15 protein-coding genes are annotated in these 12,657 nt (G+C 63.9%); 2 read left to right on the top strand and 13 right to left on the bottom strand.

Translation table 11 applies throughout. The features are described from left to right. The 5 genes from ccmE to ccmA form a co-directional block, all read right to left on the bottom strand. Positions 1 to 459, bottom strand: a complete 459-nt coding sequence (ccmE, locus tag AC19YR_RS10750) for a cytochrome c maturation protein CcmE (RefSeq protein WP_095110658.1) — start codon at positions 457 to 459, stop codon at positions 1 to 3. Further along, on the bottom strand, positions 456 to 632 hold the full coding sequence (gene ccmD / locus AC19YR_RS10745; RefSeq protein WP_095110659.1) for a heme exporter protein CcmD: 177 nt from the start codon (positions 630 to 632) through the stop codon (positions 456 to 458). Before ccmD ends, ccmE begins: the two co-directional genes overlap by 4 nt. Next, positions 629 to 1,384, bottom strand: a complete 756-nt coding sequence (locus AC19YR_RS10740) for a heme ABC transporter permease (protein WP_095110660.1) — start codon at positions 1,382 to 1,384, stop codon at positions 629 to 631. Before AC19YR_RS10740 ends, ccmD begins: the two co-directional genes overlap by 4 nt. Positions 1,385 to 1,461: 77 nt before the next feature. Continuing rightward, a complete protein-coding gene (ccmB, locus tag AC19YR_RS10735; RefSeq protein WP_095110661.1) occupies positions 1,462 to 2,130 on the bottom strand; it encodes a heme exporter protein CcmB in 669 nt (222 codons plus the stop codon). Further along, a complete protein-coding gene (gene ccmA / locus AC19YR_RS10730) occupies positions 2,127 to 2,771 on the bottom strand; it encodes a cytochrome c biogenesis heme-transporting ATPase CcmA (protein ID WP_500598380.1) in 645 nt (214 codons plus the stop codon). The genes ccmB and ccmA overlap by 4 nt, the downstream gene beginning before the upstream one ends. 194 nt (positions 2,772 to 2,965) lie before the next feature. On the opposite strand from ccmA, the gene fliK reads away from it, so the two are divergent. Beyond that, positions 2,966 to 4,537 (top strand): flagellar hook-length control protein FliK, encoded by a 1,572-nt coding sequence (gene fliK / locus AC19YR_RS10725; protein WP_500598378.1) that lies wholly within the window; start codon positions 2,966 to 2,968, stop codon positions 4,535 to 4,537. Further along, the gene (locus AC19YR_RS10720) at positions 4,534 to 4,863 is read left to right on the top strand and encodes an EscU/YscU/HrcU family type III secretion system export apparatus switch protein (RefSeq protein ID WP_500598376.1); all 330 of its coding nucleotides are present in this window, start codon (positions 4,534 to 4,536) and stop codon (positions 4,861 to 4,863) included. Before fliK ends, AC19YR_RS10720 begins: the two co-directional genes overlap by 4 nt. A gap of 18 nt (positions 4,864 to 4,881) precedes the next feature. Here the strand turns inward: AC19YR_RS10720 and AC19YR_RS10715 are convergent, their stop codons facing one another. The 8 genes from AC19YR_RS10715 to AC19YR_RS10680 all read right to left on the bottom strand — a co-directional run bounded on the left by AC19YR_RS10715 (position 4,882) and on the right by AC19YR_RS10680 (position 12,657). Then, positions 4,882 to 5,274 (bottom strand): DUF2802 domain-containing protein, encoded by a 393-nt coding sequence (locus AC19YR_RS10715; RefSeq protein WP_095110665.1) that lies wholly within the window; start codon positions 5,272 to 5,274, stop codon positions 4,882 to 4,884. Then, a complete protein-coding gene (locus tag AC19YR_RS10710; protein ID WP_095110666.1) occupies positions 5,275 to 5,757 on the bottom strand; it encodes a chemotaxis protein CheW in 483 nt (160 codons plus the stop codon). A gap of 80 nt (positions 5,758 to 5,837) precedes the next feature. Further along, positions 5,838 to 6,680, bottom strand: a complete 843-nt coding sequence (locus tag AC19YR_RS10705; protein ID WP_500598373.1) for a CheW domain-containing protein — start codon at positions 6,678 to 6,680, stop codon at positions 5,838 to 5,840. Between the two features lie 93 nt (positions 6,681 to 6,773). Next, on the bottom strand, positions 6,774 to 7,562 hold the full coding sequence (locus tag AC19YR_RS10700) for a ParA family protein (protein WP_500598371.1): 789 nt from the start codon (positions 7,560 to 7,562) through the stop codon (positions 6,774 to 6,776). A gap of 48 nt (positions 7,563 to 7,610) precedes the next feature. Further along, a complete protein-coding gene (gene motD, locus AC19YR_RS10695) occupies positions 7,611 to 8,498 on the bottom strand; it encodes a flagellar motor protein MotD (RefSeq protein ID WP_500598369.1) in 888 nt (295 codons plus the stop codon). Between the two features lie 15 nt (positions 8,499 to 8,513). Then, entirely contained in the window at positions 8,514 to 9,254 is a 741-nt protein-coding gene (locus tag AC19YR_RS10690) for a flagellar motor protein (protein WP_095110670.1), read from the bottom strand. After that, positions 9,254 to 10,378: a protein-glutamate methylesterase/protein-glutamine glutaminase gene (locus AC19YR_RS10685; protein ID WP_500598367.1), complete on the bottom strand. Its 1,125-nt coding sequence runs from the start codon at positions 10,376 to 10,378 to the stop codon at positions 9,254 to 9,256. Before AC19YR_RS10685 ends, AC19YR_RS10690 begins: the two co-directional genes overlap by 1 nt. A gap of 47 nt (positions 10,379 to 10,425) precedes the next feature. After that, positions 10,426 to 12,657, bottom strand: coding sequence for a chemotaxis protein CheA (locus tag AC19YR_RS10680; RefSeq protein ID WP_500598365.1), 2,232 nt, complete (start codon positions 12,655 to 12,657; stop codon positions 10,426 to 10,428).

Here is a 12,657-nt window from a genome sequence, read left to right as displayed (position 1 = left end):
TTAACCCTCCTTCTTCGCGGGAGCCGGTGCCGACTGGCCGCTGTCGTTGAGGGCCTTGGTGACTTCCGGGGGCATGTACTTCTCGTCGTGCTTGGCCAGCACTTCGTCGGCCACCACCACGCCTTGGGCGTTGAGCTTGCCCAGGGCGACGATGCCCTGGCCTTCGCGGAACAGGTCGGGGAGGATGCCGCGGTAGGTGATGGTCACGGATTTATTGAAGTCGGTGACGACAAAGCGCACGTCCAGCGAGTCGCCGGAGCGTTGCAGCGAACCTTCCTGCACCATGCCGCCGGCGCGGATGCGGGTGTCCTGCGGCGCTTCGCCATTGGCGATCTGGGTCGGGGTGTAGAACAGGTTGATGTTCTGTTGCAGGGCGCTCAAGGCCAGGCCGACGGCAGCGCCAACGCCCACCAGGATTGCGAGGATTATCAACAGACGCTTTTTACGCAGCGGATTCACTTACCGTTCTCCCGGCGCAGACGACGCGCCTCTTGTTGCAGATAACGCTTGCGGGCCAGGATCGGCGCCGCGACGTTGAGAGCCAGCACGGCAAAACAGATGCCGTAGGCCGACCAGACATACAGGCCGTGATGGCCCATGGCGAGAAAATCAGCGAAGGATGCAAAGTTCATCGCGCGCCCCCCAGGGTATCGAGCACATGGGCCTTGACCCAACTGGCGCGGGCTTCGCGCTTGAGCACTTCCAGGCGCATGCGCAGCAACAGCACGGCCCCGAAGAAGCAATAGAAACCCAGCACGGTCAACAGCAGCGGCGCCCACATTTCCACGGGCATGGCCGGTTTTTCGGTGAGGCTGAAGGTGGCGCCCTGGTGCAGGGTGTTCCACCACTCCACCGAGTACTTGATGATCGGGATGTTGATAACCCCGACAATCGCCAGCACCGCGCAGGCCTTGGCCGCGCTGTCACGATTGCTGATGGCGTTGCCCAGGGCAATCAGACCGAAGTACAGAAACAGCAGAATCAGCATGGACGTTAGTCGCGCATCCCAGACCCACCACGAGCCCCAGGTCGGCTTGCCCCAGATGGCGCCGGTGACCAGCGCCACGGCGGTCATCCACGCGCCGATGGGCGCGGCACTTTGCAGGGCCACGTCCGCCAGCTTCATCTTCCATACCAGGCCGACAATGCCGCATACGGCGAGCATCACGTAGCAGGACTGGGCCAGCAAGGCGGCGGGCACATGGATGTAGATGATGCGAAAGCTGTTGCCCTGCTGGTAGTCCTGGGGCGCGAACGCCAGGCCCCAGACCGCACCAGCGCCAATCAGCAGCACCGCGGCCACGCTCAGCCAAGGCAGCATTTTGCCGCTGATGCCATAAAACCACTTGGGCGAGCCGAGCTTATGAAACCAAGTCCAGTTCATTACTGTTTCCATCACGGGTGCTCTTCGTCAGAGCGAGGAGCCAGGGTCTTTACTGGTCAAAAACTGACCAGACCTCATTATTCGCCGACACTGATCTTCAGGCCAGCGGCTATTGCAAAGGGTGTCAGGGTTACCGCCAGGGCGGTCAGGCTGCCAAGCCACAGCAGGTAACCCGTGGCCGGCATGCCTTGCAACGCCGCCTGCAAGGCGCCGCTGCCCAGGATCAACACCGGGATGTACAACGGCAGGATCAACAGCGCCAGCAGCAAGCCACCGCGCTTCAAACCCACCGTCAGCGCCGCCCCCACCGCGCCGAGCAGGCTGAGCACCGGGGTGCCCAGCAGCAACGACAACAACAGGACCGGCAGGCACGCGGTCGGTAAACCGAGCATCAAGGCCAGCAAGGGCGCGAGCAAAACCAGTGCCAACCCGGAAAACGCCCAGTGTGCCAGTACCTTGGCTAAAACCAGAAGAGGTAGGGGGTGCGACGAAAGGACCCACTGTTCAAGGGAACCATCCTCGAAATCACTGCGAAAAAGCCCGTCCAGCGAGAGCAGGACGGACAAAAGGGCCGCTACCCAGACCAGCCCCGGAGACAAGGTTTGCAACAATTGAGTCTCGGGGCCGACCGCCAATGGGAACAGCGCCACCACAATGGCGAAAAACACCAGGGGGTTGGCCAGGTCCGCCGGGCGACGGAACAGCAACTGCGCTTCACGGGCCAACAACAGGCCAAAGACACTCATGGCCGACCTCCCAGGTAAACGCCCAGGTCGAGGTCGCGGTAACCCCGGGGCATGCGGCTGAGCGTGTGGTGGGTGGTGAGGATAACCATGCCACCCTGCTCGCAATGGCGGGCCAGGTGTTCTTCGAGCTGGGCCACGCCTTGCTTGTCGAGGGCGGTGAAGGGTTCATCGAGAATCCACAGCGGCGGGCCGTCCAGGTACAGGCGCGCCAAGGCCACGCGGCGCTTCTGCCCGGCGGACAGGGTGTGGCACGGCACATCCTCGAACCCACGCAGGCCCACCGCCGCCAACGCCTGCCAGATCGCCTCGCGGCCCACCGGTTGGTGCAGGGCACAGAGCCAACTGAGGTTTTCTTCGGCGCTGAGCAAGTCCTTGATGCCGGCGGCGTGGCCGATCCACAACAGGTTCTGCGCCAGTTCCGTGCGCTGGGCATTGAGGGGCTGGCCGTTGAGCAGGACCTGCCCGGCGGTGGGCTGCATCAACCCGGCCAGCAGGCGCAGCAGGCTGGTCTTGCCGCTGCCGTTGGGGCCGCTGATCTGCAACATATCGCCGCTGGCCAGACGCAGTTCGAGCTGTTCGAACAACATCCGCAAGTCGCGCTCACAGGCGAGCGCTACGGCTTCAAGGAAAGGGCTGGTCAAGAGATCACGGGCCTTTACGGTTCAAGTCGGCAGGGGAGCGGCCGTTAAAGTGCTACAGGATAAATGCAACGGCGGGCTGTTCTAGAGAGCTGCGTCAAAGTTTTGCGATGTTTTCGCCATGCCCTCCAAGACGGCCGGCATTATACATGCAGCGCCCTACACTAAAGAGGGCTATTTCCACAGGTTGCGACCCGATGACAGGCGACATGAACATCCTCCCGCTGCCCGTACCCGCCCCGGCCACCCCCCGGCCGGCGCTGATAAGTGGCGAATTGCTCAAGCTGTTGCAGCCGCTCGAAGGGCTGATTGCCCCCGGGCAGACCGCCAAGGCCGAGGTGCTGTCCCTCAAGCCGACCGACCAGAACTTCCAGTTGCTGCTCAAGGTCACCCTCGACGGCGGCCGCCAAACCACCGTGCAAGCCACCAGCACCCAGCCGTTACCCCAAGGCACCAGCCTGGCGGTAAGCCAGCCGTCGGCGGGCAACCTGGCCATCACTGTGCAACAGGCGCAAGCGGCCAACGTTGCCACCCTCACCCGCCTCGACACCGCCCAACTGCCGGTGGGCACCCTGCTACAAGGCAAGGTGCTGACCACCCAAGCACTGCCCCAGGCAGCGGGGCAACCGGCGGTGTTCCGCTCCATGGTCAGCCTGCTCAACAGTGCCCTGAGCGGCAGCACCCTGAGCATCGACAGCCCGCAGCCGCTACGCATCGGCAGCTTGCTCAGCGCACTGGTCCAGGGCAGCCAGACGCTGAGCTTCGTGCCCACCGCCGGGCGCCAGGAACAAATGGCCGTGGCCCAGCAGTTGCAAACCCAATTCAGCCGCCAGGCGTCCCTTGAAGGTGTGCTCACGACACTGAAGAACCTGCCCGCCACCGGCACCGCTTCGGCCGAACTGCGCAGCGCCGCGCAAACCCTGCTGGCCGGCCTGCCCGACATCCAGCAACTGAGCAGCCCCAAAGGCCTGGCCCTGGCCCTGGCCAACAGCGGCGTGTTCCTGGAAGCCAAGCTGCTGGGCGGGCAAACCCCGGGCCTGGCCCCCGACCTCAAGGCCAACCTGCTGCGCCTGATCGGCCAGGCCCTGCCGCAACTGCCGGCCAGCACCAATTTCAACGCGATCATTGCTGGCAACACCCTGGCCCAGGCCTTGCCGAGCATGATCCGCGGGGCCCTAGGCACCCTCGGCCAGGTCAGCGCCAAGCCCCAGCCCAGCGGCTTCCCGCTGCCGTCGCGGCTGCTCGGTGGCGGTGAAGGCGAGGAAGACCTGGAACAACTGCTGCGCCTGGCCGCCGCCGCCGTCTCGCGCCTGCAAAGCCATCAACTGGCCAGCCTGGAACAGAGCCGCACCCTTCCCGACGGCACCGTGCTCAGCACCTGGCAACTGGAAATCCCCATGCGCACCTTGCAAGACATCGTGCCGCTACAGGTCAAGTTCCAGCGCGAAGACACCCCGGAAAAAGCCCCCGACGAGCACCGCCGCGAAGCCGAGCCCAAGCAACTGTTGTGGCGGGTGGACCTGGCTTTCGACATGGAGCCTCTAGGCCCGCTGCAAGTGCAGGCGCAGTTGAGCCAGGGCCGTTTGTCCAGCCAGTTGTGGGCCGAGCGGCCCTACACAGCGCAGCTGATTGAAAGCCACTTGGGCGGTTTGCGGGAGAAACTGCTGGCATCGGGGCTTAACGTCGGCGATCTGGATTGCCACCTCGGTGTGCCGCCCCAAGGCGCGCAAACCCGTCTCGAACAACGCTGGGTCGACGAAACCGCATGAGCCATTCCACTGAACCGCGCCAGGCCATCGCCCTCAAGTACGACGGCCAGCAAGCCCCGACCCTGACCGCCAAGGGCGACGACGCCTTGGCCGAAGCCATCATCAAGCTCGCCCAAGACTGCAACGTGCCGATCTATGAAAACGCCGAATTGGTGAAATTGCTCGCCCGCATGGAGTTAGGCGACAGCATCCCGGAGGAGCTGTACCGCACCATCGCCGAGATCATCGCCTTCGCCTGGACCCTCAAAGGCAAGTTCCCGGCCGGCTACGACCCCGACGCCCCGCCCGTGGAGCGGGACGTGACGGCCCGAGGTGAGGATTACTGACGCTTGCTACAGCAGGCATCAGCTTTTGTGCAATTTGCTCATCAGCTCGGCCTCGGCCTGGGTCAAACCGCAGGACTGGGTGAGTTCATCGACGCTGGCGCCCATGCCCACCAGGCGCGCGGCCTGGGCAAAAGACAGGCTGGACGGGTCGCGCTGCTCCAGTTGGGTCAGCTTGTCGGGCAGCGGTGCCACTACCGCCCGCAACTCGTGCAGTGCCTCGCCCATGCGCACACTACCGTTCTGATAGTCGTCGACACGCTTGGCCAACTCCTTGATGCGCTGGTCGCGCAGCGCATCGCCCTGGGCCTGTTGCGCGGCGATGCCACGCTGGCTGCGGATGTACGCCACAAACATCGCCAGCGTGCCTGCCCAAAAGAGGAACAGGACAATCACAGCCACCTCAAGAATCAATCAGATGTTCTCCAGTTCCGACCATTCTTCTTCGCTCATCATTTTGTCCAGCTCAACCAGGATCAGCAGTTCGTTGTTCTTGTTGCACACGCCCTGAATGAACTTGGCCGACTCTTCGTTACCGACATTGGGTGCGGTCTCGATTTCCGACTGCCGCAGGTAAACCACTTCAGCCACGCTATCGACCATGATCCCGACCACTTGCTTGTCGGCTTCGATAATCACGATGCGCGTGTTGTCGCTGATCTCGGCGTTCATCAGGCCAAAGCGCTGGCGGGTGTCGATTACCGTGACCACGTTACCGCGCAGGTTGATGATGCCCAGCACATAGCTGGGCGCGCCCGGCACCGGGGCGATCTCGGTGTAACGCAGCACTTCTTGCACGCGCATCACGTTGATGCCGTACGTTTCGTTGTCCAGCTTGAAGGTCACCCATTGCAGGATCGGATCTTCGGAACTCTGTAGAGACGACGACTTATTCATACCCCTGACCCCTTAAAAAACCGTTGGTAACAGTGTGTGTTCTGTGCGGCCGCACCGGGGCGCGGCCTATTGTTTGTCGGTTATTTCGGTTTGACGAGCTGCATGTGCCTGGCCCCGCCGCTGGCGATCAACTCTGCCAGTTCGGCGACGTCGAGCAACGCGCACATGTGTTCGATCACGGTGCCCGCCAGCCACGGCCGTTGGCCACGGTGGGTGCGCCACTTGATTTCATTAGGGTTCAAGCGCAGCGAACGGCTGACCTGATGCACCGCCAGCCCCCATTCATAGCCCTGAACCGAGATCACGTATTGCAGGCCCTGGCGAAAGTCGTCGCGATAGCGATCAGGCATCACCCAGCGCGCGGTGTCCAGCACCTTCAGATTGCCGGCCTGGCTGGGCAGGATGCCGAGGAACCATTCCGGCTGGCCGAACAGCGGTGTCAGCTCTTGCCCGGCCAGGGAGTAGATCGAACCCAGGCACACCAACGGCACCGCCAGGGTCAGCCCGGCCACGTCAAACAGCAGGCACTCGAACGGCTCGGCGGCCCACGCCGGGCGCCCCTCGCCTTCCGTCGGCGGCGGGGTCTGGCTGGGCGGCAGGTGCACTTCGGCCACCGGCACCACCAGGTTCTGCAACAGCGGCGCCACCGGCGATACCGAGGCCAACACCGGCGCGGGCGCTTCCCGTACGGCCACGGCCACCGGCGCCGCAACGGCTGGCGCGCGGGCCTTTTCGGCGTCGCGGGCCTGTTCTTCGAGCACGGCGGCCTGGAACTCATCCAGAGCGGCCTCGACCTCGACGACGGTTTCCAGCACCACGGCCGCCGGCGTCAGTTCTTCCTCGGTGGCGTCTTGCAGCAACGCGTCCAGGTAGGATTGCAGCGCCAGTTGCGGGCGGGTCTTGAGCTCGACAGGACGATTCATGTGTATGCCCATGGGCCAAGCCTGTCACTGATAGATGTAAAGGTTATCGGCCGGATAGCGCTGGGGCTTGAATGGACGGCTGCGTGCTTCATCTCACGCCACCTGCGCCACAAGTTGTTGGGCCAGCAAATGCTTGAGCAGCGCCCGGTAGGCCAGCACGCCACGGCTTTTGCCATCGAATTGCGAAGGCGTGACCCCGGCCCGGCTAGCGTCGCGCAGGCGCGTGTCCACCGGGATGTAGCCTTGCCAGATATCGTCGGGGTACAGGTCGCGCAACACCCGCAATGTACCCAGGGATGCCTGGGTGCGGCGGTCGAACAAGGTTGGCACGATGCTGAACGGCAACGCTTGTTTGCGCGAGCGGTTAATCATCGCCAGGGTGTTGACCATGCGCTCCAGGCCCTTGACCGCCAGGTGTTCGGTTTGCACCGGGATCACCAGTTGCTGGCTCGCCGCCAGGGCGTTGACCATCAGCACCCCGAGCAACGGCGGGCTGTCGATGATCGCGTAATCGAAATCCTGCCACAGCTGCGCCAGGCTCTTGGCGATCACCAGGCCCAGGCCGCTCTGCCCCAGCGATTGGCGCTCAAGGGTGGCCAGCGCCGTGCTGGAGGGCAACAGCGAGATGCGCTCGTCGCTGGTGGACAGCAGCAACTGCCCCGGCAAGCCGTCGGGCACACTGCCTTTGTGCAGGAACAGGTCGTAGCAACTGTGCTCCAACTGGTCGGGGTCGTAACCGAAGTAACTGGTCATCGACCCGTGGGGGTCGAGATCGACCACGACCACGCGCTTGCCGGCTTCGGCCAGCAACCCGGCCAAGGCGATGGAACTGGTGGTTTTACCAACACCACCCTTTTGATTGGCGACTGCCCAGACTCTCATTCAGATGGTTCCTCCCGGTCGAATAGGCTCAACCGAGACATAGCGCATTTATAGGGCGGGTGACGGAGAATTGACGGCGCTCTCGCGTCCCGGCGACTTAACAGGCGGCGGTGCAGTTTGTGTGCCAGCACGCTTGAGCGCGGCGTCCGGTTGCGCCTTGGCGGTTCCGGTGCCGGTCAGGCTGCGGCGTACATCCAGGTTGCGCGACACCACCAGCACCGCGCGGCGGTTGCGGGCGCGGCCTTCGGCGGTGGCGTTGTTGGCCACGGGCTGGAACTCGCCATAGCCCACCGACGCCATGCGCCCGGGGTTTACACCCTGCATGGCGAGCATGCGCACGATGCTCGACGAGCGGGCCGAGGACAGTTCCCAGTTGGAGGGATAGAGCGCGGTGTGGATCGGCTGGTCATCGGTGAAGCCTTCGACGTGGATCGGGTTATCGAAGGGTTTGAGGATGGCCGCCACCTTGTCGATGATGGTGAACGCCACATCGCTGGGCATGGCGTCGCCGCTGCCGAACAACAGGCTGGAACTCAATTCGATTTCTACCCACAACTCGTTGCCGCGCACCGTCATCTGGTTGCTACTAATCAGGTCGCCAAACGCGGCGCTGATGTCATCGGCAATGGACTTGAGCGGGTCGTTGCTGCCCTGGCCGATGCCGGCGTCGAGCTGGTCGCTGTCTTTGACCAGGGGCTGGGCCGGAGTCACGGTCTTGGCCCGTTCGTCGCCGATCTGGATCGGCCGCAGGGCACGGTCTGAGTCGGTGAACACCCCCACCAGCGCTTCGGAAATGACCTTGTACTTGCCTTCGTTGATCGACGAAATGGAGTACATCACCACGAAAAACGCGAACAGCAAGGTGATGAAGTCCGCGTAGGACACCAGCCAGCGTTCGTGGTTGACGTGTTCTTCAGGTTGGCGACGACGGCTCACGGTGCATTCCCCCCATCAGTCCATGAAGCCTTGCAGCTTCAGCTCAATGGAGCGCGGGTTCTCGCCCTCGGCAATCGAGAGGATGCCTTCGAGCAGCATTTCCCGGTAACGGGACTGGCGCAGGGCTATCGACTTGAGCTTGCTGGCGATCGGCAGTAGCACCAGGTTGGCACTGGCCACGCCGTAGATGGTGGCGACGAAGGCCACGGCAATACCGCTGCCCAGTTGGGTCGGGTCGGCCAGGTTGCCCATCACGTGGATCAGGCCCATCACCGCGCCGATGATGCCGATGGTCGGCGCGTAGCCGCCCATGCTTTCAAAGAACCGCGCCGCTTCGATGTCGCGGCTTTCCTGGGTGTAGAAATCCACTTCCAAAATGCTGCGGATGGCCTCCGGCTCGGCGCCGTCGACCAGCAGTTGCAGGCCTTTGCGCGAGTAGTCATCGGGTTCGGCGTCGGCCACCCCTTCAAGCCCCAGCAAACCTTCCTTGCGCGCGGTCAGGCTCCAGTTGACGACACGGTCGATGCCGCCGGCCAGGTCAACCCGCGGCGGAAAGAGGATCCAGCCGACAATCTGCATGGCGCGCTTGAACGCGCTCATGGGCGATTGCAGCAACGCCGCGCCAATGGTCCCGCCCAGCACGATCAGCGCCGCCGGGCCGTTGGCCAACGCACTCAGGTGGCCGCCTTCAAGGTAGTTGCCACCGATGATGGCGATAAACGCCATGATGATCCCGATTAGGCTCAGTACATCCATCAGATACACGCCTCGACCAGATGCCTGCCGATGTCGTCCAGGCCATACACCGCGTCAGCCAGGTCCGCTTTGACGATGGCCATCGGCATGCCGTAGATCACACAACTGGCCTCGTCCTGGGCCCAGACCGAACTGCCGCCCTGCTTGAGCAGGCGCGCGCCTTCGCGGCCGTCCGCGCCCATGCCGGTGAGCACCACCGCCAGAACTTTGTCGCCGTAGGACTTGGCCGCCGAACCAAAGGTGATATCCACGCACGGCTTGTAGTTCAAGCGCTCGTCACCCGGCAGGATTTTCACCGTGCCACGGCCATCGACCATCATCTGCTTGCCGCCCGGGGCCAGCAGCGCCAGGCCCGGACGCAGGATGTCGCCATCCTCGGCTTCCTTGACGCTGATGCGGCACAGCTTGTCCAGGCGCTCGGCGAAAGCCTTGGTGAAGGCCGCCGGCATGTGCTGGATCAGCACGATGGGCGCCGGAAAGTTGCCCGGCAGTTGGGTCAACACCCGCTGCAAGGCAACCGGCCCGCCGGTGGAGGTACCAATGGCCACCAACTTGTAGGCTTTGCGCTTGGGCGCCGGCGAACTCGGCGCGGCGGCCGGCGCAACACGGGCCGGCACGGGTGCCGGGGCGCTGCGCACGGGCGCGCTGGTGCCGTAGCTGCTGGGCGCGGGGGCCGCAGCGGCAACTGGCTGGGGCGCGGGTGCGCTGTAAGCGCTAAAACGGCGGTTACTGCGCGAGATGGTATGGACCTTCTCGCACAGCATCTGCTTGACCTTCTCGGGGTTGCGCGAGATGTCTTCGAAATTTTTGGGCAGGAAGTCCACCGCGCCGGCATCCAGCGCATCCAGGGTCACCCGGGCGCCTTCGTGGGTCAGCGAGGAAAACATCAAGACCGGTGTAGGGCAGCGCTGCATGATGTGCCGCACTGCGGTGATGCCATCCATCATCGGCATCTCGTAGTCCATGGTGATGACGTCTGGCTTGAGGGCCAGCGCCTGATCGATCGCCTCTTTGCCGTTGGTCGCCGTGCCGACGACCTGGATATTGGAATCCGCTGAAAGAATTTCCGAGACGCGGCGGCGGAAGAAACCCGAATCATCCACCACCAGGACCTTGACTACCATAAACACTCCGTTAGGCGGGGCGAGGCAATCGCCCGGCCCCACCAGAATCAAATACGCCGTGCGGCGTAACGCTTGAGCATGCTCGGAACATCGAGAATCAGGGCGATGCGGCCGTCACCAGTAATGGTGGCGCCGGACATGCCCGGGGTGCCCTGGAGCATCTTGCCCAAAGGCTTGATGACCACTTCTTCCTGGCCCACCAATTGATCGACCACAAAGCCGATGCGCTGGGTGCCCACCGACAGGATCACCACGTGGCCCTCGCGCTGCTCTTCATGGGCGGCGGACGCCACCAACCAGCGCTTGAGGTAGAACAGCGGCAACGCCTTGTCGCGCACGATCACCACTTCCTGGCCATCGACCACGTTGGTGCGCGACAGGTCCAGGTGGAAGATCTCGTTGACGTTGACCAGCGGGAAGGCGAATGCCTGGTTGCCCAGCATGACCATCAGGGTCGGCATGATCGCCAGGGTCAACGGCACCTTGATGACGATCTTCGAGCCCTGGCCCTTGGTCGAGTAGATGTTGATGGAGCCGTTGAGCTGGGAAATCTTGGTTTTCACCACATCCATGCCCACGCCACGGCCCGACACGTCGGAAATCTCGGTCTTGGTCGAGAAGCCCGGAGCGAAGATCAGGTTGTAGCACTCGGTATCGCTCAGGCGATCGGCTGCGTCCTTGTCCATCACCCCGCGCTTGACCGCGATGCCCCGCAGGATGTTCGCGTCCATGCCTTTGCCGTCATCGGAAATCGACAGCAGGATATGGTCGCCTTCCTGTTCGGCGGCCAGGATCACCCGGCCCAGGCGTGCCTTGCCCGACTCTTCGCGCTCCTGGGGCGACTCGATACCGTGGTCGACCGCGTTGCGCACCAAGTGGACCAGCGGGTCGGCCAGGGCTTCGACGAGGTTTTTGTCCAGGTCGGTTTCTTCGCCCACCAGCTCCAGGCTGATCTCTTTCTTGAGCTGGCGCGCCAGGTCACGAACCAGGCGCGGGAAGCGCCCGAAGACCTTCTTGATCGGCTGCATGCGGGTTTTCATCACCGCGGTCTGCAGGTCGGCGGTCACCACGTCCAGGTTGGAAACGGCCTTGGACATGGCTTCGTCGCCGCTGTTCAGGCCCAGGCGCACCAGGCGGTTACGCACCAGCACCAGTTCGCCCACCATGTTCATGATTTCGTCCAGGCGCGCGGTATCGACGCGCACCGTGGTTTCCGCTTCGCTGGCCTGTTTTTCCGCCGGCGCGGCAGCGGCGGCACGGGCCGGCGCGGGGGCTGCAGCCCTGGCCGCCGGGGCTGGGGCTGGCGCCGCTGCTGCTGCAGGTGCGGGCGCCGGGGCGGCCTTGGCCACGGGGGCCGCGACAGCCGCCGCAACCGCTGGGGTCTCGGCGCTGAACTTGCCTTTGCCGTGCAGCTCGTCGAGCAGGGATTCGAATTCGTGATCGGAAATCAGATCGCCGCCCACCGCAGCGGCCGTCGCCGCAGGCGCAGGTTTGGCGTCGGCGATAGCACTTTCCAGGGCATCGACGGCAAAGTTGCCCTTGCCATGCAACTGGTCGAGCAGTGCTTCGAACTCGTCGTCGGTGATGTCGGTGCTGGCCGCCGCTGGTGCAGCGGCGGCAGGTTCGGCGGCGGGCGCCACGGCGTCCACGGCGAACTGGCCCTTGCCATGCAGTTGGTCAAGCAGGGACTCGAACTCGGCATCGGTAATGTCATCGCTGCCACCCGCCGCCACGGCGGCGGGCGCCGGCGCTTCGGCCTGGGCCTTGACCGCATTGAGCGAGTCCAGCAGTTGCTCGAATTCGTTGTCGGTAATGTCGCCGCCGGCGCTTTCAGGCTCGGGCTCGGCCGCAGCCGGGGCCGGTTCAGCCGCAGGCGCAGGCTGGTCGGTGGCTGGCAGCGCCAGGCGTGCCAGGGCTGCCAGCAGTTCCGGCGTAGCAGCGGTGATCGCAGAGCGCTCACGCACTTGGCTGAACATGCCGTTGACCGCGTCCAGGGCTTCGAGAACCACGTCCATCAGTTCCGAGTCGACGCGCCGTTCACCCTTGCGCAGGATGTCGAACACGTTCTCGGCGATGTGACAGCACTCCACCAGCTCATTGAGCTGGAGGAAGCCGGCGCCCCCTTTTACAGTGTGAAAACCGCGAAAAATTGCATTGAGCAAGTCCGCATCATCCGGTCGGCTTTCCAGCTCGACCAGTTGTTCGGACAGCAACTCAAGAATCTCGCCGGCCTCAACCAGGAAATCCTGAAGGATCTCTTCATCGGCGCCGAAGCTCAT

The organism is Pseudomonas sp. MF08817 (genome assembly GCF_059862705.1).
This window is presented reverse-complemented; position numbering and strand designations above follow the sequence as displayed.

Bases quoted from the DNA above. Each gene is read 5' to 3' on its own strand.
- AC19YR_RS10685 (WP_500598367.1), bottom strand. From the start codon at position 10,378: ATGGTAGTCAAGGTCCTGGTGGTGGATGATTCGGGTTTCTTCCGCCGC.
- AC19YR_RS10700 (WP_500598371.1), bottom strand. From the start codon at position 7,562: ATGAGAGTCTGGGCAGTCGCCAATCAAAAGGGTGGTGTTGGTAAAACC.
- AC19YR_RS10740 (WP_095110660.1), bottom strand. From the start codon at position 1,384: ATGAACTGGACTTGGTTTCATAAGCTCGGCTCGCCCAAGTGGTTTTAT.
- ccmD (WP_095110659.1), bottom strand. From the start codon at position 632: ATGAACTTTGCATCCTTCGCTGATTTTCTCGCCATGGGCCATCACGGC.
- AC19YR_RS10710 (WP_095110666.1), bottom strand. From the start codon at position 5,757: ATGAATAAGTCGTCGTCTCTACAGAGTTCCGAAGATCCGATCCTGCAA.
- ccmB (WP_095110661.1), bottom strand. From the start codon at position 2,130: ATGAGTGTCTTTGGCCTGTTGTTGGCCCGTGAAGCGCAGTTGCTGTTC.
- AC19YR_RS10690 (WP_095110670.1), bottom strand. From the start codon at position 9,254: ATGGATGTACTGAGCCTAATCGGGATCATCATGGCGTTTATCGCCATC.
- fliK (WP_500598378.1), top strand. From the start codon at position 2,966: ATGACAGGCGACATGAACATCCTCCCGCTGCCCGTACCCGCCCCGGCC.
- AC19YR_RS10705 (WP_500598373.1), bottom strand. From the start codon at position 6,680: ATGAATCGTCCTGTCGAGCTCAAGACCCGCCCGCAACTGGCGCTGCAA.
- AC19YR_RS10720 (WP_500598376.1), top strand. From the start codon at position 4,534: ATGAGCCATTCCACTGAACCGCGCCAGGCCATCGCCCTCAAGTACGAC.
- AC19YR_RS10680 (WP_500598365.1), bottom strand. From the start codon at position 12,657: ATGAGCTTCGGCGCCGATGAAGAGATCCTTCAGGATTTCCTGGTTGAG.